Here is a 24,091-nt window from a genome sequence, read left to right as displayed (position 1 = left end):
TCCCCCAGCTACAAGGCAAAACTGCCGGCGAGTGTGGAGAGTATCAAATTCCAACCATCAACAAGAACGAACAACATCAACTTAAACGGCAACGATACAATCATTGGTGACAACATCATCATACCCATGGCCATCAAAACTGATGCCACCACTAAGTCGATAATTAGGAACGGCAAGAACAACATAAAGCCTATCTGGAAAGCTGTTTTCAATTCAGACGTGATAAACGCAGGAATCAGAACCGCCATTGAAACATCTTCTGGGTTGGTTACTTGCGCACCGGATATCTCAACGAAAGTTTCAAGATCTTTGATTCGAGTCTGTTTAAGCATAAAAGACTTAATCGGCCCTTGGGCAACATCAAACGCCTGTCGCGCTGATATCTGTTCATTCAAATAAGGCTGAACTGCTTGTTCATTTACCTGACTGATTACTGGCGACATGATGAAGAAGGTCAGAAATATCGCAATGCCAATAATCACTTGGTTTGAAGGTGTTTGTTGAAGACCCATTGCCTGACGCAAAATAGACATCACAACCACAATACGAGTGAACGATGTCATCAAAATAACCATCGCCGGCAAGAAGCCAAGCATGGTCATCAACGCAAGAATTTGCAGGTTAATCGAGTAGTCTTCACCCCCATTGGCATTGGTGGTCATGGTAAAGGCAGGGATACCGCCACCATTACCGGTTAAGCTACCAGTGGTCATAGTCTTCGATTGGGCTTGATCTTGCTGCATCGTACTGATGGTGACCGACTCAGATCCAGCGGTATTCGCAGGAATGACAGTCCCATCTTCAACCTGTGCAAATACTGACACGCTAAATACGAGAGAGCAGAATATAATGAGCTGAACCAACCACACTTTCACCGTACGGAAAAATCCGGCATGGCAAAAGTAAAATGGATTCAAAAATCCGTTACTTGTTTGCATCTTTTTTTATTAGCTGGGAAAGCTGACTTGAAAATGTACTTTTTTCCAGCATCTCCTGAGTAAGAGGTTTATCGAGCTTAGAGATCAGCTGAATCGATTGTGTAGTAATGCCAACCAAGAACTGTTCATCACCCGCTTGTACAATGGCAATACGTTCTTTTGTGCCTACCGGAATTTGCCTAACAATAGCCAAACCTTGTTGATTCGACATCGCAGGCACTTGCATTCGCTTCAGTAGCCAAGCAATAAATAAAATGAAGGCTATAACGAAAATTAGCGACCCAAAGGTGGTCGCTAAATCGAGAGAAGGGGGCGCTGCCGCAAAGGCAATAGAAGGAGTAGCTAGTAGCCCTACTCCCAAGACTCTGCGAGACAAACCTGTCATTCCGAGAGAAGAGCCCGCCAGTCTTTGAGACAAGAAGCCCATTAACGCAACTTCTTAATTCGTTCTGTTTGACTAATAACGTCTGTCAAACGAATACCAAATTTGTCATTCACCACAACCACTTCTCCATGAGCAATCAGAGTGCCGTTAACCATCACGTCAAGTGACTCACCAGCAATTCTATCTAGCTCAACAACCGAACCTTGGTTCAATTGAAGTAAGTTACGGATACTAATTTGAGAGCGGCCGACTTCCATTGAGATAGTCACTGGGATATCCATAATGGTATCCAGCTTACGACGCTCATCTTCTGAAATTGGAGACGATGAGTCGGTTAACTCATCAAGTGGTGCCGCGAGAACATCATCAACATCAATTGACGGCGCTGAAGGGTCTTCACCAAGTGCTGCAGCCCATTCGTCTGCTAGCTTTTGATCTTCACTAGGTTCCATTACCAATTCCTATACTTTTATCTACTTTGCTATTCTTCATCTTCACTATTTTCCAGCTCAGACATTAAGTCTTTGCCAAGAAAGGCGAGATCGGTTTTGACCACATGAGGTCTTTCAATTTTTTCAGAAATCTGTACCGCGAGCTTCTCACCAGAACGGCCCATTTTCACACGATAGGTCGGCAGCTCTTCAACAAACATGGTTGCATGCTCAGGCATATTCATCGGGATAACATCCCCAGGACGAAGTTCCATCAAATCACGCAAAGAGATATCTTGCTCGAGCAAATTGACACGGAAGTTAACTGGCACATCCATGATTTCATCACGCAATGCTGAACTCCAGCGAACGTCGGTTTCCATTTTATCTGATTGGACACCAGCATCCAGCAGTTCACGAATCGGCTCAACCATTGAGTAAGGCATAACCACATGGAAATCACCGCCGCCGCCATCGACTTCAATGTGAAATGAACTCACAACAATCACTTCGGTAGGGCTCACAATGTTAGCCATACTTGGGTTTACTTCAGAGTCCAAGTATTCAAACTCAACGCCCATCACGGGAGACCAAGCTTCTTTGTAATCTTCAAAAACAATTTTCAGTAGTAACTGAATAATTCGTCTTTCTGTTGGTGTAAATTCGCGACCTTCAATCTTGGCGTGAAAACGACCATCACCACCAAAAAAGTTCTCTACGAGAATGAAAACAAGCCGAGCTTCCATCGTGATTAGCGCAGTACCTTTTAACGGGCGGAAGCGAACCATGTTTAAACTTGTGGGTACATAGAGTGTGTTCTGGTACTCACCAAATTTCATCATCTGTACGCCGTTGATCGACACTTCAGCCGTCTTACGCAACATATTAAACAAGCTAATACGCATATGACGTGCGAAACGCTCGTTAATAAGTTCAAGGGTCGGCATTCGACCACGAACGATTCGATCTTGTGATGAGAAATCAAAATTGACCGTATTGTCACTTTCGGTTTCTAAGACATCTTCAACGTCTTCAACATCATCAACGCCATGTAATAGCGCATCAATTTCGTCTTGGCTTAATAAATCGGTCACATATTACCTATTGAATTACAAAGTCAGTGAATAACACTTTTTCAATGACCGGCTGGCCAACAGCTTGAGTTAAGCTTGCTTTAATATCTTCAGTCGCCTTGTTCCGCAGTTCAACTCTGCCGGCAGGAGATCGTAATTGATCGACCGTCGCCGAAGCGAATGTAGCAAGTAGTGCGCTTTCAACAAGTGGAGAGTGGTATCGAGCGAGAACTTCATTCTTCATACCACGTACCATCAGCTGTACTTTTATCTGAACTAAGCGATCTTTCTTATCGCCCGTAACGTTAAATAAGAAAGCTTGAGGCACATTAACATAGACCACTGGATCAGCGTCCATGAATTGAACCTCAGCTGACGATCCAGCACTCTCAGCTTTATCATCGGAACCCATTAAGAAAAATGCGGCACCACCACCTCCAAGTAACAGCACAACAACCGCGATAACGATAATAAGAAGCTTACTCTTTCCTTTCGGTGTTTCTTGTTCTTCTGCCATATTCAGCTCTAACTTCCTGTTCTTTCTATTAACTAACGGTTTTGTCTATTAACTAACGGTTTTTTCTATTAACTAAGCGTTCTTTCTATTAGCTAAGTGTTTTAGCCTGATACTAGGCATAATAACTAATTCCATCACGCTTTGACGTGACATTCAATTCAAGATTGCTGTTGCTATCAAGGTTTTCATCACCTTGACCATCATTTATACGGTTAGAGCCTGATTGTTGCTCACCATTGTTGTACCTGTCTTGCCCCTGACCAGAATTCTGCTGCTGAACTGAAGACTCAGCAAGCTGCATCCCTTGCTGAGCAAGCATCTCCCTCAAACGAGGTAAGGTTTGTTCAATAACCTCTCTCGCTTGTTGGCTACCGACAGTAAAGTGCACGTTCGCCACGTCATTATTCATGGTCATGCGAATTTTCATCTGCCCCAACTCTGGTGGGTCAAGACGGATATCCAAGTTCTTAAGGTTCTTAGACATCATCATTTGTACTTTTTCTGCCACCTGCTCGTTGGCTAGCTCTTTAGTGAGCTGCAAAGGAGCCTGTTGAGCCGCTTGAATTTCTGCTCGTGTCGGAGCTGAACCTACTGTGGCTGTACCTTGTGCACCCGCCGCAGAAGCGATCTGCTGAGCAAAGGTCGAGTCTTTAGAATCGTCTTTCGCGCCAGCTTTACCCAAGCCTGACAATGCAGCGGCACCTGCGCCCGCTTTAAGAAGCGCATCAGTAGAGCCTGCTTTTGTAGTGACTGGTGCTGCATTCATCGCGATCCCTTGCGCGGTTAAAGCTGGATCCAACGTTGCTTGCTGCTGAGGTGAAGCAACATTAGCTTGTTGAGCGGCTACATGTGCATTGTTGGCGTGCAGCATTGCTGCCTTATCCGTAAGAGCATTGTTTGTTGATTGAGAAGCGGCCTGCGCTGACACTTGTTGTGCAGCCATCGCTACAGCTGCTGTTGATGCTGCCGCAGCTAAAGCTTTAGTTTCGCTTGAATCCGTATTATCCCAATCAATAGCAGCAGGTTCGCCGGATGCGCTGTTCATATTCGGCTCTTGGCTTAGTAACGCCGTAGCTTGCTGTTGAACATTGGTTAGCTGTTGATTCAATGTCTGTAATTTCAATGTCGCTTGAGTCAGAGCGGCTTGTTCGTCGGCCGTCAATTTAGCGCCGCCCTGTTGCTTCTGAAGCAAGCTATCGACAACAGACTGTTCTGATTCGATTTGTCCATTCAATTGTTTTAGTGCTTTGGTATGGGCGTCAACCTGCTTAGCAAGCTCAATATCCGCAGCTGAGAGCGCTTGGCTCTGTTCGGCCGCTGTAGCGCTAGCCGCATTCATTTGACTCAGCTCTCGGTTCATACTGGCTTCAATTTGCTCGGGAGTGACGCCTTTATCCATCAACTGTCGGATTTCATCATCGGTCAGTTGGGAAACACCCTTTCCACCAGTAAGCACAGCAATTTCAGAATCAACTTCTAGTGTACCATCTTGATTCGTTGCATCGGTTTGGTTTATCTGTTTACTCACTTCGCCCGCAGGTGTAAGACCTGCAACAGTAGCTCCCGGGATATTACCTTGAGCTTGGTCTACCTGAGCCTGTTGTGGCAAAGCTTTGCCGTTAGGTGTCTGATTTAGCGTTTTGTTTGCCTCATCCAACTGGCCTAATAACTTGTTCCCTTCATTCATCGCTGCCGTCGCTTGCGATGCCTGGGTCGATTCATTTGCCGTAGATGAAGCCTGAACTTTGGGTTGATCAGTCTGTTCTTTAGAATCGTTGGTCGTAGACTGCTCTTGTTTACCATCCACCTTGTTAGGCATAGTACTATTATCTGCTGAATTGGCTTTCAGTTGTGACTCAGTACCAGACTCTGCCTCTGAAGAGGTTTTATCCGTGGTGTTCTCACCCTCGACTTCTGAAGCCATTTGCTCGCTTTTCGCTTCGCTTACTTCGCCAGTCGCATCAGATTCAACTGAATCACCTTTCTTAACTTCAGCTGACGCTTCATCTTCGGTAGAATCCTGCTTAGCATCAGATTTCTCAGTGTTTTCTGCATCTTTCACTGTTGTTTTGCTGTCACTCTCTTCAAAGCCTAGCGCTTCTTTAAAAGACTCAAAGAAACCTTTAGAGTCTCCAGTTTCCTCTACCTTTGAAGAGGCAGTACCGGAGTCCAACAACGATGACGTTTTGTTGGCCGCTGAATTTGAGGAAAGACTAACATTCATATATACAAGCTCTATCTACTAGCTTTGCCGCCATTCATCAGGCAACAAAAAGAAAGTCGGATACGATTTATGCCTTAGCTAGACACAACGCGCAATTTTATATAAGACAGAGCAAGAAACATGCCTATAAATTTTAATTAGGTCGTCTGGATAACAGCACCCGCGTCATTCGAGGTTTAAGGTCACATTTTCTTTCGGCTATATAACAGAGTCGAGAACTCATCCATTTGCTTTTGCTCTCTTTGGTCTTGCAGCTTTGCTTTCTCTTTCTGCTTTTTCTCCATCAACCACTCGTAGGATTTACGCTTTTTTCGTAACTCCATCCAATAGTTTTGGCAGTTATCGACCTGATTCTTAAAGTGGTGTTCCGCTTCTCTCTGCTTAGAGAGCGTTTCATCTAATTGAGTTAAGAAACGGTTTAAGTGACCATATTGGCTAGCGGTTAATCCGGCCTTACCTCGGTCAACAAGTTGCTGACAGTAATCAAGTCGATATTTTTCGATCTGTTCAACCTGTTCGTAGTAACCCTGAAGCTCGACATTCGCTTGATTCAGCGCCAATACGGCTTGGTTCTCTTGGTCTTTCGCTTGATCGAGAAGAAATTCTAACGCGTTATCCATGATTGACCTTATTCAACACGGCCTAACCGCCTAATACATGCTTTAACATGTTAACGCACATGTCATAGGGAACCGTTTCTTTCATTTTCTGTTGTAAGTACTCGTCCAATCTTGGTTTCAAAGTGAAGGCACTATCAATAGCTGGGTCTGTCCCCGGTTTATAGGCGCCAATAGATACCAAATCTTGGTTCTTACGACAAATAGACAACACTTGGCGAACCGCTTTCGACATCAAGACATGTTCTTCAGTGGTGATTTGAGGCATAACACGACTGACTGATTTCTCAACATCAATCGCAGGATAATGCCCAGCATCCGCCATCTCACGAGATAAAACAATGTGACCATCTAGAATCGCTCGCGATGCATCGGCAATAGGGTCTTGTAAGTCATCACCTTCGGTTAACACGGTAAAGAAAGCGGTGATAGAACCTTGTTCGTCGCTGCCGTTACCCGCTCGTTCCACCAGCGCAGGAAGCTTGGCGAATACTGATGGCGGATAACCTTTAGTCGCTGGCGGTTCACCGACAGACAGAGCAATTTCACGCTGCGCCTGAGCGAAACGGGTCAATGAGTCCATCAGTAGTAGTACATCTAAACCTTGGTCGCGGAAGTACTCGGCTACAGCCAGTGCGGTCTGACAGCCTTTCAATCGCATTAATGGCGATGAATCCGCAGGAGCAGCGACCACAACGGATCGCTTACGACCATCTTCGCCAAGGATCTCTTCAATAAATTCTTTCACTTCGCGTCCACGCTCACCAATCAACCCCACCACAACCACTTGCGCGGTTGTACCACGAGTCATCATCCCAAGCGTAACCGACTTACCCACACCGGAACCCGCAAACAAGCCGATACGCTGCCCTTTGCCCACCGTTAACAAGCCATTAATCGCTTTCAAGCCAACGTCAAGTGGCTCTGAGATAGGTTTACGAGCTAAAGGGTTGATTGGCTCGGCGTTAAATGAAGCGCGTTGCTCGGTATAGATTGGACCTAGCCCATCAAGTGGATTACCGACACCGTCGATAACACGACCAAGTAACTCCATTCCAACAGGGATACCGCTTTCTGATGTCATCGGTGTCACGCGAGCACCTGGTAAGATCCCAGTAATTTGTTCACTCGGCATCAAAAACAGGTTATCGCCAGAGAAGCCAACAACTTCGGCCTCCATCTGACCAGACATAGTTTCGACCAAGCATAAGCTGCCGATAGGTGCTTTACAGCCGGTCGCCTCAAGCGTTAGACCAACAACACGAACGAGTTTGCCCGATGCAATTGGTCGCGACTTTAGCCCTTCGACTTTGTATTGACTGAGACGGTTCGCTAACTCAAGCATTACTCATGACCTTGATGACGGTTTACACCACAGAAGCTTTGAATAACGTTCTTCACGCGCTCTTCCATGCGGTAGTTAACACTCGACTCACCCGCTTCAATTTGGACATCACCACGGTTAAGCGCAGGCTCTGATACCAACGTCCAATTACGACAGTCCAATTCCGTTTCACCATACGCTGAGCGTATTATTGCAACGTCTTCAGGGTTTAGCTTCAATGTGATCGCGTGACCAGAGATTGGCAGTGACTCTACCGATTCTTTCACGGTATCTAATATAATTTGTGGGTTGGTTTGTACTTCAACATGAACCACTTCTTTAACCATGGTCAGTACCATGTCGACCAATTGCTTCTCAACCTGAGCATTCATCAACTCTAATGGTTGAGCGAATTGGTTGGCGAGTCCCATAAAGATGGCAACTTGCTGTTGAATGTACTCTTGACCCGCAGTCACACCTTCAAGTTTTCCGGCTTGGTTGCCTTCTTCGTGGCCTGCAGCAAACCCTTCTTCTTTGCCTTTGTCGTACCCTTGTTTAAAACCAGCTTCTTGCCCTTGATGAAGCCCTTCTTGATAAGCCCCTTGCTTGATCAGTTCGATTTGGTCTTCAGTTAGAACCAGTTCTTCATCTTCGATGGCTTCTTCAACCGTCGGCATCCAACCAGGATCGTAGTTAAAAGCCGTTTCTTTGGCTTGCTTATTCACATCAGAGGTATAGTCAGGCAGCCCCCATTTCTGAGGCTGGGCAACCGTATTATCTTCTTCAGGGCGAAGGAAGCCGCGTTTTCTATCACCTGACATATCAGTACCTATCTATGAGTGCGTCCAACTGCGTTGTAGATTCAAGCAATTACACGGTAGTTAATCTGTAGTTTGAGGTTGGATAAAGAAAAGCCCCAACAATGTGGGGCTCTTGAGGTTTCTGTATTAAAGGAACTCGTCGGCGCCACCAGACAGCATAATCTCGCCACTGTCTGCCATCTTCCTCGCAATACCCAAGATCTCTTTCTGAGCCGCTTCTACATCAGAGACTTTAACTGGCGGCATCGCCTCTATATCATCTCTCATCATATCAGCTGCACGCGTAGACATGTTCTTGAAGATCTTCTCACGTAGGCCTTCATCTGCACCTTTAAGTGCTTTCTGTAGAACGTCTTGTGGAACATCACGCAGCAGTCGTTGAACACCTTGGTCATCAACTTCGATAAGGTTTTCAAAGACAAACATAAGATCCTGGATCTGGGTTGCCATGTCTTCGTCTTGATCTCGAATTTGCCCCATCAAGATGCCTTCTACATTATTGTCCATGTAGTTCATGATCTCAGCAGCGGCTTTCAGGCCACCAATTTTGGCAGCTTGAGCTCCCGCTTGACCCGCAAACTGTTTCTCCATGATTTCATTCAATTCAGCGAGAGCTGAAGGTTGAACTTCTTCAAGGTTAGCAATACGCATCATCAAATCAAGACGAACACGCTCAGGGAATTGAGATAAGATCTCTGCAGACTGATCCGATTCCAAGTAAGACAATACGATCGTTTGAATCTGTGGGTGCTCGTTGATAATGATGCTTGCCACCTGACGAGGATCCATCCACTTAAGCGAATCCAAACCTTTAGAGCCTGTACCCAGAAGGATTTGATCAACAAGGTTATTCGCCTTATCTTCGCCCAGCGCAGCTACCAACGCATTACGCATAAAGTCTTCGCTGCCCATGCCGATGTTGGTGTACTTCTGAATATCATCTAGGAAAGCACGGTGCACAGCACCTACTTTTTCTTGAGACCAATCCGTTGAACGTGCCATTGCACTACCAACACGTTGAACCTGTTTAGGTTCTAGGTGGCGAATGATACCCGCAGCATCTTCTTCACTTAAACTTAGCAACAAGATCGCAGCGCGCTCTTCGCCTGAGATAGACTCGATATCAACACTTGCGACATCAAGCCCTTCACCACCTTCTGCTTGTTGTGGAACAATTTCGTTAGCCATCTGCCACCCAATTCTTAACTACTTGAGCTGCTAGCTCTGGTTCATTCGCTACAAGTGCACGTACTGCTTTCAGTACGTCCTCATCTTTATGAAGGTTTGGTAGATCGATGCTTGAACCAAATTCAAACAACTCACCACCTTCAATATCACCACCAATTAAGCTGGTTTCGCCATCGGCACCAATTGGCATACCATCAGGGCCGTACATTTGATCATCATCGTCAGCTGCTGGGTTAAGCAATTTCTTCATTGCAGGGCGAACAAGTACCACTACCACCACAATGATGACCAAAGCACTTGCAAACCAACGCACCCAATCATTAAAGTGTTGGTGCTCCCAAATTGGTACGTCAGCAACAATATCCGTTACTTGAGGTGCAAATTGCATACTTAAAACATTGAGTAAATCACCGCGGTTTTCATCAAAACCCACAGTTCCAATCAATACCTGACGTATCGCGTTAATTTCGCTTGCTGGAATTGGGGTGTGAACCACTTCTCCCGTATCAGGGTTCAATGATTGACGATCTTTGATTGCAACAGATACGGTCTGACGATTAACCGTGCCGCTCTGTTTTCGCTCATGACTAATGGTCGTGTCCAGCTCAAAGTTGCGGGTCGCTTCTTTGTGAACCGAACCTTGCCCCATCATCGTACCATCTTTCATCTGAGCCACATCCTGAGGAATCGAAGCATCAGCAGGAGGCTGGTTACTCAAAGCCCCTGGAATACCAGCCACAACGTTGCCGTTATTATAATCTTCTAATGTGTATTCACTTCGGGTTGCTGGAGTATTCGGATCAAAACGCTTTCTTGTTTGTTCCACAGCACTAAAGTCGAGTTGAATATCAACCTGAGCCGTGTAGTTACCAAACCCAAGAATCGGAATCAAAATAGAGTCAATTTTTTCACGTAGCGCTTGTTCTTGATTACGCTCTAACTCGTGCTCTTTACGGCGTGCCGCTGACATCGGGTCTTGAGAGCCAGAGCTCAAAAGTCGGCCATGCTGATCGGTCACTGTAATTCGTGAAGTTTTCATCCCCGGGACGGCACTGGCCACCATGTCCACAACAGAATCAACTTCTTGCTGCTTGAGGTTCGTCCCCGTTTTAAGTGTCAGGAATACTGAGGCAGAGGCTTCTTGATTGTGACGAACAAAGACACTTTGCTTAGGTAAGGCAAGTAAAACTTGAGCTTTACGTACCTGCTTCATCTGTTCAATAGCTTTAGCAAGCTGTCTTTCACGGCTTAGTTTAAGACGCTCTTTCTCTAAACGTTGTGATACTCCGAAACCCATGTCTTGCATGAGAATATCATCACCGGTGTTTCGCTCTTGGTTCAAACCCGCTCGAACCATATTTAGCTTTAATGAGTTATATTCACTCGCTGGTACCGAGATAGTATTCCCTTCAAGAGAGTACTCAATTTTCTGCGTATCCAAGTAATCAAGAACTGGGATCAACTCTTCTGTTTCGTAAGCGCCTAATGGACGCATTTCTGGCTCTTTCACCCAGAAAAATAGCATTACAATAAGCGCTACACAGATCGAGATAGAAAGAACTAAGACGACTTGACGAAGCAAATCGAGATCACCGACGGCCATATCGAACTTAGATGAACTGCGCTCACCTAAATCGGTATTTTGCCCTTCTCCGTCTAGCTCAGAACCTGCAAGAAGTGCGTGGTCATTGCTATCGCTTACGGTTAAATCTGTTGTTTGACTGTTATCTGCCACTATTTACTACCCAACTTATACCGGCATATTCATCAGCTCTTTGTACGATTCGACCAATTTATTTCTAATTTGGATCGTCGCTTCAAAAGCTACGCTAGATTTATTACGAGCAATCATCACGTCAGATAAAGACACGCTTTGATCGCCACTGTCAAAACGAGTTTGAAGATTACCAGAGGTCTTTTGTAATGAGTTCACATTATTGATGGCATTAGTCAGCATGTTGCCAAAATCTGCACCAACCGCTTGCCCTGTTGCGGCAGGACGCGTGCTGGCAGCTTCAACCATCATTGCCTGCATTTCGCCTTGTAAACCATCTATTCTCATTTACTACCTCAGGAGTCAAAATTATGACTATCTATTTAGCTTTATTATTGACAGAGCAATTAGCGTGCCATGGATCAATTTGACTAGCTATCGTAATACACCAGTCAGAAAGCTGACACTACTAATTTATGTTCAATTTGGAATGTCTATTCCAGCATCACGCATTTTCGCCAATTTATAGCGCAATGTACGAGGGCTAATACCTAGCTTTTCAGCCATATCTTTACGTCGGCCATGACAAGCAATCAATGTTTCAAGAATAATTGCATACTCTTGATCTCGAAGCTCATTTCCAAGCCCTTCACTGCTTGCTGCAACTTTACCGATAGGATTCGCTTCAGCAATCGGCTTAATTTCTGGGGCTGCAACACTGCTGCCTTCAACAATTTGCTGCAAGCCAGTTGCGTCTTGCCAATCAACACCTTCAAGTAAAATATGTTCGCCTGAAATATTTTCTTGCTCACTCAAAATTAGAGCGCGCTGCACGACATTATCCAATTCACGTACATTTCCCGGCCACGGATAATTGACGAGTTTACTAATGGCTTGCTCAGACAGAACAGGAACTGGCATTCCTAGCTTGGTGCAATGACGTTCCACCAAATGTTTCGCAAGCGGCTCAATATCGCCTTTACGTTCACACAGCGCTGGCCAAGTAATTGGAAATACATTCAGTCGGTAGTATAAATCTTCACGGAAATTCCCTTCAGAAACATACTGTTTTAGGTCGCGGTTACTGGTTGCTAGAACACGGACATCCAGTTTGATGCTCTTACGACTGCCAAGACGTTCAACTTCGCGCTCTTGCAACACACGCAGTAGTTTCGCTTGTAGGCTAAGATCCATTTCACTGATCTCATCCAACAAAATAGTACCGCCTTGAGCTTGCTCAAATTTGCCAGGGCAAGCTTGAATCGCACCGGTGAACGCACCTTTATCGTAGCCAAACAGTGTCGCTTCCAACATATTGTCTGGAATCGCGGCACAGTTAATCGCAACAAACGGACCGTCTTTACGGCTCGAAGCGTTATGAATATAGCGAGACATGACTTCTTTACCAGAACCACTTGGCCCTAGCACCATCACGTTGGCATCGGTTTTAGCCACTTTGTCAGCCAGCATCATTAGTTTGATACTTTTCTCATCGGCAACGATAGCATCGCCATTGTCATCCGACTTTACGGGAGCGTAACGGCTTACCATGTTTAACAGCACTTCTGGCGCAAATGGCTTTGCCATGTAATCGATAGCGCCTTCTTTCATTGCCGCGACCGCATCTTCAATGTTGGCATAGGCCGTCATCAATAGCACCGGAAGATTTGGCCAATGCTGCTTGATGTTTCTTAGCAATGCTAAACCGCCCATACCTGCCATCTGTACATCAGAGACAACGATATCTACGGAGTTTGATTTCAATTTTACCAGAGCATCTTCCGCACAATCCGCTTCCAGCCATTCATACCCGGCAAGCGCGAGTGTATCGACAAGGGCTTCACGTAGACCTTCATCATCTTCGACGATTAACACTTTGCTTTGAGCCATAGGATTCTCCAGTGTAAATTCAGTTAAAACTTATTAGTCTTCAGAAGAAGCACTTCTTTCCAACGGTAGACACATGGTAAAGCATGCACCATCGCCTTCTTCTGATATCAATTCCAGCCGACCGTCATGTGCTCGACATACCATTTGTACAACAGCTAAACCTAGACCTGTACCTTGAGAACGAGTGGTAAAGAAAGGTTCCATAATTTTACCTTGAAGTTCTTTGGGTACACCGGGGCCACTGTCTTGTACTGATATCTTAAGTTCACCGTTTACCGGTCTAAAAAACACATCTATCTGCGATTTCTTACCCGCAATTTGAACCGCGTTCAAAACCAGATTACTTAAAGCAGAAGCGATAGCATTGGCATTGCCAAACATTTGAGTCTCTTCATCTTCAACTTCCTGACAATAATCAATCTGGTTGCTTTTTAACGCTGCCTCAACCATAGGATGAAACTCGATGATTAATTCCGCGATGGTAAATGGCTTAACCACCTTATTGTCACCACCTTTGGCAAACAACAACATGTCATTCACCTGTTTCTCTAAATCATGCAGTCTATCCATCAGCTTAGATTGGAAACGCGTTTTTGTTGCCGGCGGCAAGTTTGGCGCGGCAAGGTTTGATGCATACAGCATCGCACTAGAAAGCGGCGTACGAACCTGATGAGCAAGCGAAGCGACCATTCTTCCGAGTGAAGATAAACGCTGAAGATCGCTCACTCGAGACTGTAATAAACGAGTTTCCGTTAGGTCGGTAATTAAAATAAGCTGCCCGGTAGTCGAGGCTGAAATGGCCAAACGTACTTTTCGCCCATTTTTCAATGAGATCTCGTGACCATCATCGTCTCTTGGTTCAAAGGCATTTTGTATTACCGAAAACCACTTCTCACCAACCAATTCTACTCCGAGAATACGATGCGCTTCAGGATTGGCCTCTCTCACCTCACCATCTGTATCTAACAAGATGACCCCTGCTGGCATCACATCAAGCACTTGCTTATAGCGCTCAACCTGTTGCTCAACAGAATCTAAATGTGATTGATTTTCTGGTTCGTTAGATAGGTGCATGTCAAAAATTTGCCTCAAATACTAAAACAGCCTGACATGTACAACACAAGTCAGGCTATTTGCTATATTTATCACATAGTTAAGCAAGCAACAACTCGACTATGGTTTATCTGTTCGTTTAGCTAAAGTTGCCAAAAAGCTAAAATGCTAAAATGCTAAAATGCTAAAATGTGTGCTAGTTTTTGTTTTCGTCAAAAATAGCCACTAACGCTGCAAGTTATATTTACGCATTTTTTCAACCAGAGTGGTTCTGCGCATTCCAAGCATGTCAGCAGCGCGAGCAACAATACCACCCTGAGCCTCCAACGCTTGATTGATCATATTCACTTCCATATCAGCGAGCAGCTCTTTCAAATTAACCCCTTCAGCGGGTAAATCTTGAGGTGCGTTCGCATTGTCAGCAAGCTCATCGTGCTGCTCAAAACTGAAGTCTTCCGAGAACAAGTCAGAGAGAGCATCTCGCTCTTGCTCTTCCTCGGATGAAAAATTATTAAACTCAGGTTGGAACTCAGGGATGTCACTGTATCTATATTTAGTTGGCAGATGATTCACATCAACCAAGCTATTTGGATACAGAATAACCATTCGCTCAACCAAATTAGCTAATTCGCGAACGTTGCCCGGCCAGCAATGCTCCATTAAAGAATTGATTGCACGAGGAGTAAAACAGATTGGCATGCCACCTTCAGCTTCCATTCTGGTCATCAGCTCCTGCAGCAATAGAGGAACATCTTCTTTTCTGTCTTGAAGCGATGGCATTTCAATTGGGAAGACATTCAAGCGGTAGTAAAGATCTTCGCGGAATAAATCGTCTTCAATCATGCTTTCAAGATTGCGGTGTGTTGCAGCAATCACTCGAACATCAGCTTGAATAGTGCTATTGCCACCTACACGCTCAAAACAGCGCTCTTGTAAAACACGGAGCAATTTAACTTGCATCGCCATTGGCATATCACCAATTTCATCAAGAAACAGTGTGCCACCTTCAGCTAATTCAAAACGGCCCTTACGTGCGGTAATTGCACCAGTAAACGCGCCCTTCTCATGACCAAACAATTCACTTTCGAGCAAGTCTGGTGGGATCGCGCCACAATTTACGGGTACGAAAGGCCCAGAACGACGTTTAGAATGATAGTGAACATTGCGTGCTACAACTTCTTTGCCCGTTCCTGACTCGCCAAGAATCAGTACGTTAGCTTCAGTAGACGAGACCTGTTCAATCAAGTGACGCACTTCTTGGATGCTAACACTTTGCCCAACGAGGCTACGAAACAATGTGTTCTTGCGTGCCGAAGGTAGAATTTGAACCCCTTTGCGGCCCAAGAATTCTTTACAGTGCCTTAATGCATCACTTAATTGCGGGTAGTTAAGAGGAAGTTCAAGTTCACCAACAAAGTTAGTGAGCTCCTCTACCGGGTAATCGTTTTTGCCAATCACCAGTAACGGGATGTGATTAACGTGAACAAGCTTTTCATTCAGTAATGCGAAGCCTTTGGCTTTAATTGAACCAATGATGCAACCAGCCCACTGTAGAGACCAGTCGACTGTGTGTGCTTGTTCAGAGCTGATTACTTCGCAGCTCTCTCCTACAAACTCTAATATTGTGCTTAAATTGTGACGATTTTGAGCGTTATCATCGACGACAAGCAGTTTTGCCAAACCTTGCATAAGTAGGAATTATTGCCTTTATTTTGGTGCGATGCGGAAAATGGTAAGCGACGTAAGAGATAAAACAGAGAAAGTATCAATGATTATGGTCTACGTGGACAAACTTAGGAAACCAGCAACGAAAAAAGCCATTAGGCTATCTAATGGCTTCTATTTTATTTGATTATAAAAATAAGGCAACCAAGCAATTCAGAGATATGCGATTGGTTTAAACTGGGATGTTTCTTTAAATACCTACATCCGCAGACGTTAAATTGTGATATTCATTCGGAATTTGGTCCCAAGCGCTCTTAATTTCGCGGATAATATCGATAACATCATCAATTGGCTGCGGATCATTTTTGTGATTTGCAGCAGAAATTTGCGTGATCATAAACTCATAAAGTTGATCTAGATTTTTCGCAATGTCGCCACCATCGGCCATTGATAGGCAACTACGCAGGCTAATAATGATATCTAGAGCTTTACTCAGTCGCTCACCTTTCACCGGGATGTTGCCCGCTTGCATTGCCGCTTTACCTTGAATCAAGCGCTCGATAGCACCAGCCATTAGCATCTGAACAATTTTATGCGGTGAGGCAGCTGTTAGCTGGCTATCCACTGATACCTTTTTATATGCCTGTAAAGAACCGCGCATAGTAAACCTCTTCTATAAAAACTTTTTGTATTGTTGAACTGATTTGGCGCCATGTCGGTATTTATGTAAGTTTTCACCTACTAGACCAGTCTCAGACTGCATCAGTTCGACCAATTGTCTTGTTCTCGAAATGGCTTCAAACCACTCGGAGCTTTGCTTAACGTCGGGACATGAATCGATTAATTGAAGCACGTTTTGCAATAACTGTTCTCTGTTATCGACAAGATGCGCTATTTCTTCAGCATTAATTTCACTAAATTCGAGCTTAGACATAATTAGTTGATCGAGCTCACAAAGCTCTTGAAGCAGTTTGCTCATCTATTAGCCCATTGCACTCATCATGCTGCCCAATTGAGATTGCATCTTGCTGGTCGCATCTTGCATAGCAGTGAACTTAGAGTGCGTACGATTCTGTAGGCTATCCATACGGCGATCGAGTGCGACTTGGTCATCAACCAATCGATAGTTTTGTTCAACTAGGCTCTTTTCTCTGGTACGGATAGAGCCAGTAACACCTGTGATCCCTTGAATCGCATCTTCGACTTTTTTAGCAAAGCCATTGTTACCACCAAAGAACTCACCCAACTTATCAAAGTGATTGTTGAGTTGACGGTCAAGCATATCGTAGTTAATTTCTAGCGAGCCTTGTCTTGTTGTGGTGATGCCAAACTCAGTCAAAGACTTAATATCGTCAGGCGCGTCTTCAATACTTGATGAGAACACACCTTTCAATCGAGAATCTGCACTGCGTACCGTACTGTCACCAGAAAGAGGGCCTTTTTGACCAGTCAGTGGATCGACACCCGCTAAGTCTTTAGATACTTGGTAAAACTGATTATAAGAGTTAACAAACGCTTCAATATCTTCACGAACACGATTGCGGTCGTACTCAACACCAATCTCTGCTGGCGGCTTATCTTTAGGGGTTTTGCCTTTAACCGTAATATCAATACCTTCAACGGCATCTTCAATCACATTATTATTGCTAGAGAGCTGAGCAATGCCATCCAGAACAACCATAGAATTTTGTCCGGCTTGTACTTCCGTCATGCCGCTGTATTGGTCAAAAGACTGTTGAGCTAGCGCAAGGTCAGCTTGAGCTTTATCAACCTTGTCTAAATGTGTTCGCTCTCCCGGAGATAGCCTCGCTCTCTCTAATTGCTTAGCTTGCTCGGGGGTTAGTTCACCTTTTTCAACTCTCTTCGCTAACTCAGAACGTTCATCAACCAATTTACTTTCTATTCTGGCTTTCTCGGCATCGAGTTTCTGCTGCGCTTCTTTGGGAGTCACATAAGAATCCGTCAGCGTACCAGCGGCAGTATTTGACCACCCTGGAATATCAGCTGCTTTCTCTATGGCTTTTTCGTCAAGCTCAAGTTCAGGCCTAAAAAAAGAATCGAGCAATGTGCCTGAAGCGGTATTGTTCCACCCAGGGATTGTATCTTCTGGCATCCCTGAAGCTGCTAAAGCGGAAGCATCTAGCGCCTTCTGACCAGCTATTGCAGCTGCTTGGCCATAAGTTAAATTGTCACGATCAAATTCAGCGAAAGGATCTTCGGGTTCAACTACCGATTCCGCTTTTCTTTCATAAATAGGATTACCGTTTACATCAAATACAGTATTCCCGTTAACGTCTCGCAACGGAACAGCGAAACCGTCAGGAATAGGGTTACCGTCGGCATCCAATTTGGGAGGGGCATCAGCTAAGACGCCTTGCGCTACTGAGCGAGCCTCTTCTAAGGCTTTCAGCCTTTCTGATAGGGTTTTATATTCTAATTTTTTTAGAGGGTTGTTATCTTCAGAGTCAACGTGGAGTTTTATTTGATTGTCTTCACCAGACATATTTGAAGCGAGGACTAATCGAGGTCCTTCTTTATCATTAATGATAGAAGCTCGGACACCCGGATTATCTCCGGCACTGTTAATACTTCTAACAACATCACGCAGTTTTGAGTTAGCACTAACTTGTGTCTCGAAGCTCTCTTTACCAAGCGAAACCTGCAGCTTACCAGGGCCAAATCTCATGTCCTCTGATAGTACATCAGAAGCCACTTTATGGCTCTGGGCAAGCTGCAACACATCGATGGCATATTTGCCAGCGATAGCTTCGGTAGTCGCGGTTGCAGAAACAAGCCCCTCATCAGAGCTTTCTACTGTTCGCACAGCAAAAGCTTTGTCCTGGCGAAAGCTTGTCATCAGGTTCTTCATCGAATCAAGGGACTCTCTGAGTCTTCCATAGGCACTAATGCTGGTATCGATTCGCGTTCGTTCATTGTTGATTTGTTGCTGTTTAGGCACACGCTCCGAATCAACAATTTTGCTGACCATGGAATTGATATCCATGCCAGACGAAATCCCCATTGGGCCAAAACTCATTAAACCACCTCAATAATACGACTTAAACCTTAGCCTCCAATATTCCACTATTCGAGGTTTGGGCTGCTAGGCGCCTTAGAATTTCGAGCATTTCTTCATCGGGAATTTGGCGAATAATATCGCCCGTTGTGGTCTCATAAATGGTAACCACATCTCTCCCAGTCTCTTCATCAACTTTAAAAGCAACACCTTTGTTGAGAGAAGATATAAATTCATTGACCTTCTCCACCATTTTGACTCGCTCCGCATCATTCAGCTCTTGTCTATGTTGAGCTAATTGAATCGCCGCTTCAGTAGCCATCTCTTTCGATTTTTCTACCTTGTCATAAGATGTTGCTTCTTTCAGTTGTAAAGTGCTCGACGCACTACTACCTTTATCGCTTGCAAATTTAATGCCATTAGGTGAGCCATAAGGCTGGATGTTCGATGCGTTAGATAATATTTCCATAACACTCTCCCTCCCACCTTTATGAGCCTAACAGTAAAACCCTACTCAAAGTAGAGTTTACCGTTACTTACTGAAGTAAGTTTAGCCCAATAAGCTTAGAGCTGCTGATGGTGATTGTTTTGCTTGAGCTAAAATAGAAGTACTCGCTTGTTGTAAGATTTGAGACTTCGTCATTGCCGTTGTTTCTTTTGCGTAATCAGTATCTTTGATTCGGCTCTTAGACGCATTAACATTTTCGTTAATATTTTCTAAGTTGCTGATTGCGTGGTCAAAACGGTTTTGGAATGCACCAAGAGAAGCACGATTACTGTCGACTGACTTTAAGGCCCCGTCAATAATAGAGACAGCATTGTTTGAACCTGCAACAGAAGTTACATCAATATCGTTAACAGTAACATCCGTTACGATAGCCTTGCTGCTGCCAGGAACCTCTTTACCTTCTGCATCTTTACCAGAGCCAAGACCTAACTCTTCAGCAAGAGAACCACCAAACTCTACATTGCCATCAACTTTTTGGCTTGAAGCGAACAGTTGTAATTTACCGCCTTCACCTACTGATGCTTGTATGTCTGGGCTTTGACCGTTTAGGTAAGTGGCAAGTTCTTCCATGTCATTACCTTGTTTCGCAGTAATCGACAGATCTTGAACGTCACCAAACTGATCTTGGTATTTCATCGTTAGAACAGAATCTTCACCTACGCGCCAAGACGTATCTTTACCCTCTGCAACGCTGTAGCTTTTACCGCCCATCGCTTCAGTATCAGTACGCATATTATTCATCGTCAGCATTACTGCTTCACCAGAATCTGCACCAATTTGGAAAGATTGACTACCGAAAGTTCCGTTCAAAAGCTTGTTACCACCAAAAGAGGTCGTTTCAGCAATACGGTTAAGTTCTTTGTTTAGAGCAGAGACTTCTTCTTGGATTGCAACACGTTCAGATTTCGTGTTTGAGCCATTTGAAGATTGAAGGGAAAGGTCACGCATTCGTTGCAGGATATTGGTTGACTCATTCATTGCGCCTTCAGCTGTCTGGGCAATAGAGATACCATCATTCGCATTTTTTACAGCCATATCTAGGCCACGGCTTTGCGACGTTAAGCGGTTAGAGATTTGTAGGCCTGCAGCATCATCTTTTGCGCTATTAATTTTATAGCCAGAAGACAAACGCTCCATTGATTTTTGAGTACCTTCAGCCGCGCTATTTAGGTAGCGCTGAGCCGTCATTGCAGACACATTTGTGCTTACATTAATCGCCATAATTGATCTCCTTTAGGCATTTTTTTCATGTACTTATGTGACTCTCACCTCACAAAAACACATGTAATTTTGTTTTATATACCAGTGTCTCTCTCACCTTACATTGGTACATATCATTTCTCTCAATCCCTTTAACGGCCCCTTAACTAGAAGCTTTAATAAAAAATGCATTTTTTTTCGTTTTATTTTCAATATTAAAAAAAACGTGAAGTAGCTCGATTAATCTCACGGCATCTTTTAAAGCCGGATTTAGCACAATGCGTATCAATACCTATCAGATAATTGACATAAAAAAGTCCCTGCTCTCTCTTTTACTCCTTTTCGCCGACACGCTACTTCACTCCAATGTACCTTTACCAAATAACAGGCAATAAAAAACCCAGCCGAAGCTGGGTTTATTTAGCGCTCATCTCTCACCACGAGCTAATTTGTGGAAGCCAAACGTTAACATCTTTCATTAACGTGGCCTTTCAACCGATTAACCTAGTAGGCTAAGTGCCGAGTTCGGAGCTTGCTTCGCTTGAGCAAGAATCGAGCTTGAAGCTTGAGAAAGGATCTGAGATTTAGTCATCTGAGTCGTCTCTTTAGCGAAATCGGTATCTTTGATACGGCTCTTAGATGCATTAACGTTTTCGTTGATGTTGTCTAAGTTGTTAATTGCGTGGTCGAAACGGTTTTGGAAAGCACCAAGCTCAGAACGGTGGCTATCTACATATTTAAGTGCCGCATCGATAACAGCTACAGATTCTTGTGCACCACCAACAGACGTTACGTCGATACTATCAACCGTAACTTGCTTAGCCTCTAGCGTTTTTGGGTCCTCAGGCTTCGCACCTGCTGTCATGCCTAGTTCATCTGATAAAGCACCAGAAAATGCAATTTCCCCATCAACTTTGTTGTTACCAGCGAAGATTTGCAGTTTACCTTCTTCATCAATTGACGCTTTTACTAGGTCTTGTTGACCGTTAATGTAAGTCGCTAGCTCTTCAATATCATCGCCTGCTTTAGCAGAGATGTTGATTTCTCGTTGGTCACCGAAGCTATCTTTTAATGACATGGTTAAGTCATTCGCACCAGCTGCTACACCCCAATCTTTACCTTTAGCTTCTGTAAATTGGTAGCTGTTGCCGCCCATTTGGTCGTTATCAGAACGCATGTCTTTCAGTTGAAGCATTACTGCCTCACCATTATCCGCACCAATTTGGAATGATTTAGTACCGTGAGTACCGTTAAGCAGCTTGTTACCACCAAAAGATGTCGTTTCAGCGATACGATTTAGTTCATCGTTAAGCGCCGTTACTTCTTCTTGGATTGCAACACGGTCAGCTTTTGTATTTGAACCGTTTGTTGATTGTAGAGACAAGTCACGCATACGTTGCAGAATGTTCGATGTTTCATTCATCGCACCTTCTGCCGTTTGAGCGATAGAGATACCATCGTTAGCATTACGTACAGCAACATCAAGACCGCGACTCTGAACATTCAAACGGTTCGAGATTTGTAGGCCAGCAGCGTCATCTTTTGCGCTGTTGATTTTAGAGCCTGAAGATAGGCGCTCCATTGATGTTTGTTGAGAGCTATTTGCACTGTTTAGGTAACGTTGTGCTGTCATTGCTGAAACGTTGGTATTTACATTCACTGCCATGGTGATTTCTCCAATTGATTTTCCGGTATAGCGGTTTCCGACGTCTCGGAAAACCAAGTAGTTATCTCTAAGTTACTTTTAATAACGGCTCGAAATTCAGAAGCTTTAGAAAAACTTTCAAAAAACCACAAATTAAATATTAAAATCAATTTTATCAGATACTTAAAATCTTACATTTTCTATAACTGTGGCAGTCTTCAATTGAGAATGCATTTAAATGTGTTCAAAAAACACACTAAGCATGATTATCGTGACCCAAGGTCGAGAAAAGAACAGTCACCAAAGAGCGCAGATTGGTATGCTTCTTATACAAAGAGTGATGTTATTTATCGTGAAACAGATGAGTAAATTCGAGGTTTTGAGGATTCAAAAGATAGAAGATAGAAGATTAGCAAGAAAACAAAAATGTAGAAGTAGAAAGGAAAAAGCCCCTTTTCCTGTGAAGGAACCGGGGCTAGTTGGCGTGTCAGAGCCTGTGCGGAGATCATCGAGAAATGAACACATTTCCGACGCGCCGTTGCATTCTTACCGTAAAAATGGATAGCAGGTGAGAGATGAGAGAGCTAAACACCCAATAGTAAGTATGCTTGCCAGTTTCCCTCGCCAAGCGGTTCACGTCTGAACACGAATAGCGAGTTCCACCAATAACTATTGCAATAGTGATATTGCAGAGTTAGGCAACTGTTTTGCTTGAGCAAGTATTGATGTACCTGCCTGTTGCAGAATTTGAGCTTTGGTCATTTGCGTTGTCTCTTTCGCAAAGTCCGTATCTTTTATTCGGCTGTTTGAAGCGTCTACGTTCTCTTGAACGTTTGCCAAGTTATTAATACTGTGGCTTAGACGGTTTTGCTTCGCACCCAAATCAGCACGCTGTGAATCAACGTACTGCATTGCAGAGTCGATGACACTGATTGCGTTTTGTGAACCCGCTACAGTATTCAAATCGACATCTTGAACTAATGTCGTTCGACCTACAGCAGGTGCAGGTACAACTTTGCCATCCGCCGTAGTTGTGGTTTCCTGGCCTTCAGGAGCATCATTTTTGAAGCCTAGTTCAGAGGCTAAACCACCCGAGATTCTCATCTCACCATCTAAATCTGGCTCGGCAACAAATACCTGTATGCGACCTTCATCAGTAACCGATGCGTTAATTAAATCAGATTGACCATTAATGTAAGTGGCTAGTTCTTCGATATCGTCGCCGGCTTTGGCGCTTATATCGAGAGTAATCTCTTCACCCGCTTTAGTTTTGAATTCAAACTTAAGATCTTTTGCTGCTACTGGTACTTCCCAGCTTTTATCTTTAGCGTTTTCAGTGTCGAATGTTGTTCCACCCATACGGAAATCATCCGCACGAATACTCGTTAGCGCCATGATCATCGCTTCACCAGAATTTGAACCAATCTGGAATGAAGCTTCACCAAATGAGCCGTTCAATAAGCGACGGCCACCGAAAGCCGTGGTCTCAGCGATACGGTTAAGCTCATCTTGAAGAGCCATAGTCTCTTCGTTTAATGCTTGACGCTCTGCCGGAGAGTTGGTGCCGTTTGATGACTGAATCGCTAGATCACGCATACGTTGTAGTATGTTCGTTGATTCGTTCATCGCGCCTTCTGCAGTTTGAGCAATCGAAATACCATCATTTGCATTACGCATCGCTACATCAAGACCACGAGACTGGGCTGTTAAACGGTTTGATATTTGTAGACCAGCTGCATCATCTTTTGCACTGTTGATCTTGTGGCCTGATGACAAACGCTCCATAGAGGTCGCTAGTTCATTAGACGATTTATTCAAGTATCGTTGTGCTGTCATAGCAGATACGTTAGTGCTTACATTAATAGCCATATTGCTCTCCTTA

22 protein-coding genes are annotated in these 24,091 nt (G+C 44.3%); all 22 read right to left on the bottom strand.

Going from position 1 to position 24,091, the window contains the following annotated elements:
• Nucleotides 1-8: 8 nt before the first annotated feature.
• Nucleotides 9-938 carry a flagellar type III secretion system pore protein FliP gene (gene fliP, locus OCV44_RS04270; protein ID WP_211349765.1) on the bottom strand — a complete coding sequence of 310 codons (930 nt, stop codon included), beginning with the start codon at nucleotides 936-938 and terminating at the stop codon, nucleotides 9-11.
• On the bottom strand, nucleotides 925-1,365 hold the full coding sequence (gene fliO / locus OCV44_RS04265; protein WP_139685248.1) for a flagellar biosynthetic protein FliO: 441 nt from the start codon (nucleotides 1,363-1,365) through the stop codon (nucleotides 925-927). Before fliO ends, fliP begins: the two co-directional genes overlap by 14 nt.
• Nucleotides 1,365-1,775, bottom strand: coding sequence for a flagellar motor switch protein FliN (gene fliN, locus OCV44_RS04260; protein ID WP_004739851.1), 411 nt, complete (start codon nucleotides 1,773-1,775; stop codon nucleotides 1,365-1,367). Before fliN ends, fliO begins: the two co-directional genes overlap by 1 nt.
• A gap of 29 nt (nucleotides 1,776-1,804) precedes the next feature.
• Nucleotides 1,805-2,848, bottom strand: a complete 1,044-nt coding sequence (fliM, locus tag OCV44_RS04255; RefSeq protein WP_009848546.1) for a flagellar motor switch protein FliM — start codon at nucleotides 2,846-2,848, stop codon at nucleotides 1,805-1,807.
• Between the two features lie 7 nt (nucleotides 2,849-2,855).
• Nucleotides 2,856-3,344 carry a flagellar basal body-associated protein FliL gene (gene fliL / locus OCV44_RS04250; RefSeq protein ID WP_139685249.1) on the bottom strand — a complete coding sequence of 163 codons (489 nt, stop codon included), beginning with the start codon at nucleotides 3,342-3,344 and terminating at the stop codon, nucleotides 2,856-2,858.
• Nucleotides 3,345-3,456: 112 nt separating this feature from the next.
• Nucleotides 3,457-5,568 carry a flagellar hook-length control protein FliK gene (locus OCV44_RS04245; RefSeq protein WP_139685250.1) on the bottom strand — a complete coding sequence of 704 codons (2,112 nt, stop codon included), beginning with the start codon at nucleotides 5,566-5,568 and terminating at the stop codon, nucleotides 3,457-3,459.
• A gap of 182 nt (nucleotides 5,569-5,750) precedes the next feature.
• The gene (gene fliJ, locus OCV44_RS04240; protein WP_139685251.1) at nucleotides 5,751-6,188 is read right to left on the bottom strand and encodes a flagellar export protein FliJ; all 438 of its coding nucleotides are present in this window, start codon (nucleotides 6,186-6,188) and stop codon (nucleotides 5,751-5,753) included.
• Nucleotides 6,189-6,210: 22 nt separating this feature from the next.
• Nucleotides 6,211-7,530: a flagellar protein export ATPase FliI gene (gene fliI / locus OCV44_RS04235; protein ID WP_139685252.1), complete on the bottom strand. Its 1,320-nt coding sequence runs from the start codon at nucleotides 7,528-7,530 to the stop codon at nucleotides 6,211-6,213.
• Nucleotides 7,530-8,330 carry a flagellar assembly protein FliH gene (gene fliH, locus OCV44_RS04230; RefSeq protein ID WP_086048956.1) on the bottom strand — a complete coding sequence of 267 codons (801 nt, stop codon included), beginning with the start codon at nucleotides 8,328-8,330 and terminating at the stop codon, nucleotides 7,530-7,532. The genes fliI and fliH overlap by 1 nt, the downstream gene beginning before the upstream one ends.
• 126 nt (nucleotides 8,331-8,456) lie before the next feature.
• Entirely contained in the window at nucleotides 8,457-9,518 is a 1,062-nt protein-coding gene (fliG, locus tag OCV44_RS04225) for a flagellar motor switch protein FliG (protein ID WP_139685253.1), read from the bottom strand.
• Entirely contained in the window at nucleotides 9,511-11,253 is a 1,743-nt protein-coding gene (fliF, locus tag OCV44_RS04220) for a flagellar basal-body MS-ring/collar protein FliF (RefSeq protein WP_139685254.1), read from the bottom strand. Before fliF ends, fliG begins: the two co-directional genes overlap by 8 nt.
• Nucleotides 11,254-11,268: 15 nt before the next feature.
• A complete protein-coding gene (gene fliE, locus OCV44_RS04215; RefSeq protein ID WP_009848554.1) occupies nucleotides 11,269-11,580 on the bottom strand; it encodes a flagellar hook-basal body complex protein FliE in 312 nt (103 codons plus the stop codon).
• Nucleotides 11,581-11,712: 132 nt separating this feature from the next.
• The gene (locus OCV44_RS04210; protein WP_086048954.1) at nucleotides 11,713-13,122 is read right to left on the bottom strand and encodes a sigma-54-dependent transcriptional regulator; all 1,410 of its coding nucleotides are present in this window, start codon (nucleotides 13,120-13,122) and stop codon (nucleotides 11,713-11,715) included.
• Between the two features lie 33 nt (nucleotides 13,123-13,155).
• Nucleotides 13,156-14,196, bottom strand: coding sequence for a sensor histidine kinase (locus tag OCV44_RS04205; RefSeq protein WP_139685255.1), 1,041 nt, complete (start codon nucleotides 14,194-14,196; stop codon nucleotides 13,156-13,158).
• A gap of 204 nt (nucleotides 14,197-14,400) precedes the next feature.
• Nucleotides 14,401-15,864: a sigma-54 dependent transcriptional regulator gene (locus tag OCV44_RS04200; protein ID WP_139685256.1), complete on the bottom strand. Its 1,464-nt coding sequence runs from the start codon at nucleotides 15,862-15,864 to the stop codon at nucleotides 14,401-14,403.
• Nucleotides 15,865-16,090: 226 nt separating this feature from the next.
• The gene (gene fliS / locus OCV44_RS04195) at nucleotides 16,091-16,501 is read right to left on the bottom strand and encodes a flagellar export chaperone FliS (protein ID WP_086048951.1); all 411 of its coding nucleotides are present in this window, start codon (nucleotides 16,499-16,501) and stop codon (nucleotides 16,091-16,093) included.
• Nucleotides 16,502-16,513: 12 nt separating this feature from the next.
• Nucleotides 16,514-16,819 (bottom strand): flagellar protein FliT, encoded by a 306-nt coding sequence (locus OCV44_RS04190; protein ID WP_139685257.1) that lies wholly within the window; start codon nucleotides 16,817-16,819, stop codon nucleotides 16,514-16,516.
• Nucleotides 16,820-16,822: 3 nt separating this feature from the next.
• On the bottom strand, nucleotides 16,823-18,829 hold the full coding sequence (gene fliD, locus OCV44_RS04185) for a flagellar filament capping protein FliD (protein WP_390903457.1): 2,007 nt from the start codon (nucleotides 18,827-18,829) through the stop codon (nucleotides 16,823-16,825).
• Nucleotides 18,830-18,899: 70 nt separating this feature from the next.
• Complete coding sequence (gene flaG, locus OCV44_RS04180) at nucleotides 18,900-19,325, bottom strand: flagellar protein FlaG (protein WP_139685259.1); 426 nt, start codon at nucleotides 19,323-19,325, stop codon at nucleotides 18,900-18,902.
• 81 nt (nucleotides 19,326-19,406) lie between these two features.
• On the bottom strand, nucleotides 19,407-20,585 hold the full coding sequence (locus tag OCV44_RS04175; protein WP_139685260.1) for a flagellin: 1,179 nt from the start codon (nucleotides 20,583-20,585) through the stop codon (nucleotides 19,407-19,409).
• Between the two features lie 478 nt (nucleotides 20,586-21,063).
• Nucleotides 21,064-22,230, bottom strand: coding sequence for a flagellin (locus OCV44_RS04170; RefSeq protein WP_139685261.1), 1,167 nt, complete (start codon nucleotides 22,228-22,230; stop codon nucleotides 21,064-21,066).
• Between the two features lie 648 nt (nucleotides 22,231-22,878).
• On the bottom strand, nucleotides 22,879-24,078 hold the full coding sequence (locus tag OCV44_RS04165) for a flagellin (RefSeq protein WP_009848564.1): 1,200 nt from the start codon (nucleotides 24,076-24,078) through the stop codon (nucleotides 22,879-22,881).
• Nucleotides 24,079-24,091 lie beyond the last annotated feature (13 nt).

It is taken from the genome of Vibrio tasmaniensis, from assembly GCF_024347635.1.
Classification (GTDB): domain Bacteria; phylum Pseudomonadota; class Gammaproteobacteria; order Enterobacterales; family Vibrionaceae; genus Vibrio; species Vibrio tasmaniensis.
This window is presented reverse-complemented; position numbering and strand designations above follow the sequence as displayed.

Bases quoted from the DNA above. Each gene is read 5' to 3' on its own strand.
- fliO (WP_139685248.1), bottom strand. From the start codon at position 1,365: ATGGGCTTCTTGTCTCAAAGACTGGCGGGCTCTTCTCTCGGAATGACA.
- OCV44_RS04245 (WP_139685250.1), bottom strand. From the start codon at position 5,568: ATGAATGTTAGTCTTTCCTCAAATTCAGCGGCCAACAAAACGTCATCG.
- flaG (WP_139685259.1), bottom strand. From the start codon at position 19,325: ATGGAAATATTATCTAACGCATCGAACATCCAGCCTTATGGCTCACCT.
- fliN (WP_004739851.1), bottom strand. From the start codon at position 1,775: ATGGAACCTAGTGAAGATCAAAAGCTAGCAGACGAATGGGCTGCAGCA.
- OCV44_RS04200 (WP_139685256.1), bottom strand. From the start codon at position 15,864: ATGCAAGGTTTGGCAAAACTGCTTGTCGTCGATGATAACGCTCAAAAT.
- fliG (WP_139685253.1), bottom strand. From the start codon at position 9,518: ATGGCTAACGAAATTGTTCCACAACAAGCAGAAGGTGGTGAAGGGCTT.
- OCV44_RS04205 (WP_139685255.1), bottom strand. From the start codon at position 14,196: ATGCACCTATCTAACGAACCAGAAAATCAATCACATTTAGATTCTGTT.
- OCV44_RS04175 (WP_139685260.1), bottom strand. From the start codon at position 20,585: ATGGCGATTAATGTAAGCACAAATGTGTCTGCAATGACGGCTCAGCGC.
- fliI (WP_139685252.1), bottom strand. From the start codon at position 7,530: ATGCTTGAGTTAGCGAACCGTCTCAGTCAATACAAAGTCGAAGGGCTA.
- fliP (WP_211349765.1), bottom strand. From the start codon at position 938: ATGCAAACAAGTAACGGATTTTTGAATCCATTTTACTTTTGCCATGCC.
- fliJ (WP_139685251.1), bottom strand. From the start codon at position 6,188: ATGGATAACGCGTTAGAATTTCTTCTCGATCAAGCGAAAGACCAAGAG.
- fliE (WP_009848554.1), bottom strand. From the start codon at position 11,580: ATGAGAATAGATGGTTTACAAGGCGAAATGCAGGCAATGATGGTTGAA.
- fliL (WP_139685249.1), bottom strand. From the start codon at position 3,344: ATGGCAGAAGAACAAGAAACACCGAAAGGAAAGAGTAAGCTTCTTATT.
- fliS (WP_086048951.1), bottom strand. From the start codon at position 16,501: ATGCGCGGTTCTTTACAGGCATATAAAAAGGTATCAGTGGATAGCCAG.
- OCV44_RS04210 (WP_086048954.1), bottom strand. From the start codon at position 13,122: ATGGCTCAAAGCAAAGTGTTAATCGTCGAAGATGATGAAGGTCTACGT.
- OCV44_RS04165 (WP_009848564.1), bottom strand. From the start codon at position 24,078: ATGGCTATTAATGTAAGCACTAACGTATCTGCTATGACAGCACAACGA.
- OCV44_RS04190 (WP_139685257.1), bottom strand. From the start codon at position 16,819: ATGAGCAAACTGCTTCAAGAGCTTTGTGAGCTCGATCAACTAATTATG.
- fliD (WP_390903457.1), bottom strand. From the start codon at position 18,829: ATGGTCAGCAAAATTGTTGATTCGGAGCGTGTGCCTAAACAGCAACAA.
- OCV44_RS04170 (WP_139685261.1), bottom strand. From the start codon at position 22,230: ATGGCAGTGAATGTAAATACCAACGTTTCAGCAATGACAGCACAACGT.
- fliH (WP_086048956.1), bottom strand. From the start codon at position 8,330: ATGTCAGGTGATAGAAAACGCGGCTTCCTTCGCCCTGAAGAAGATAAT.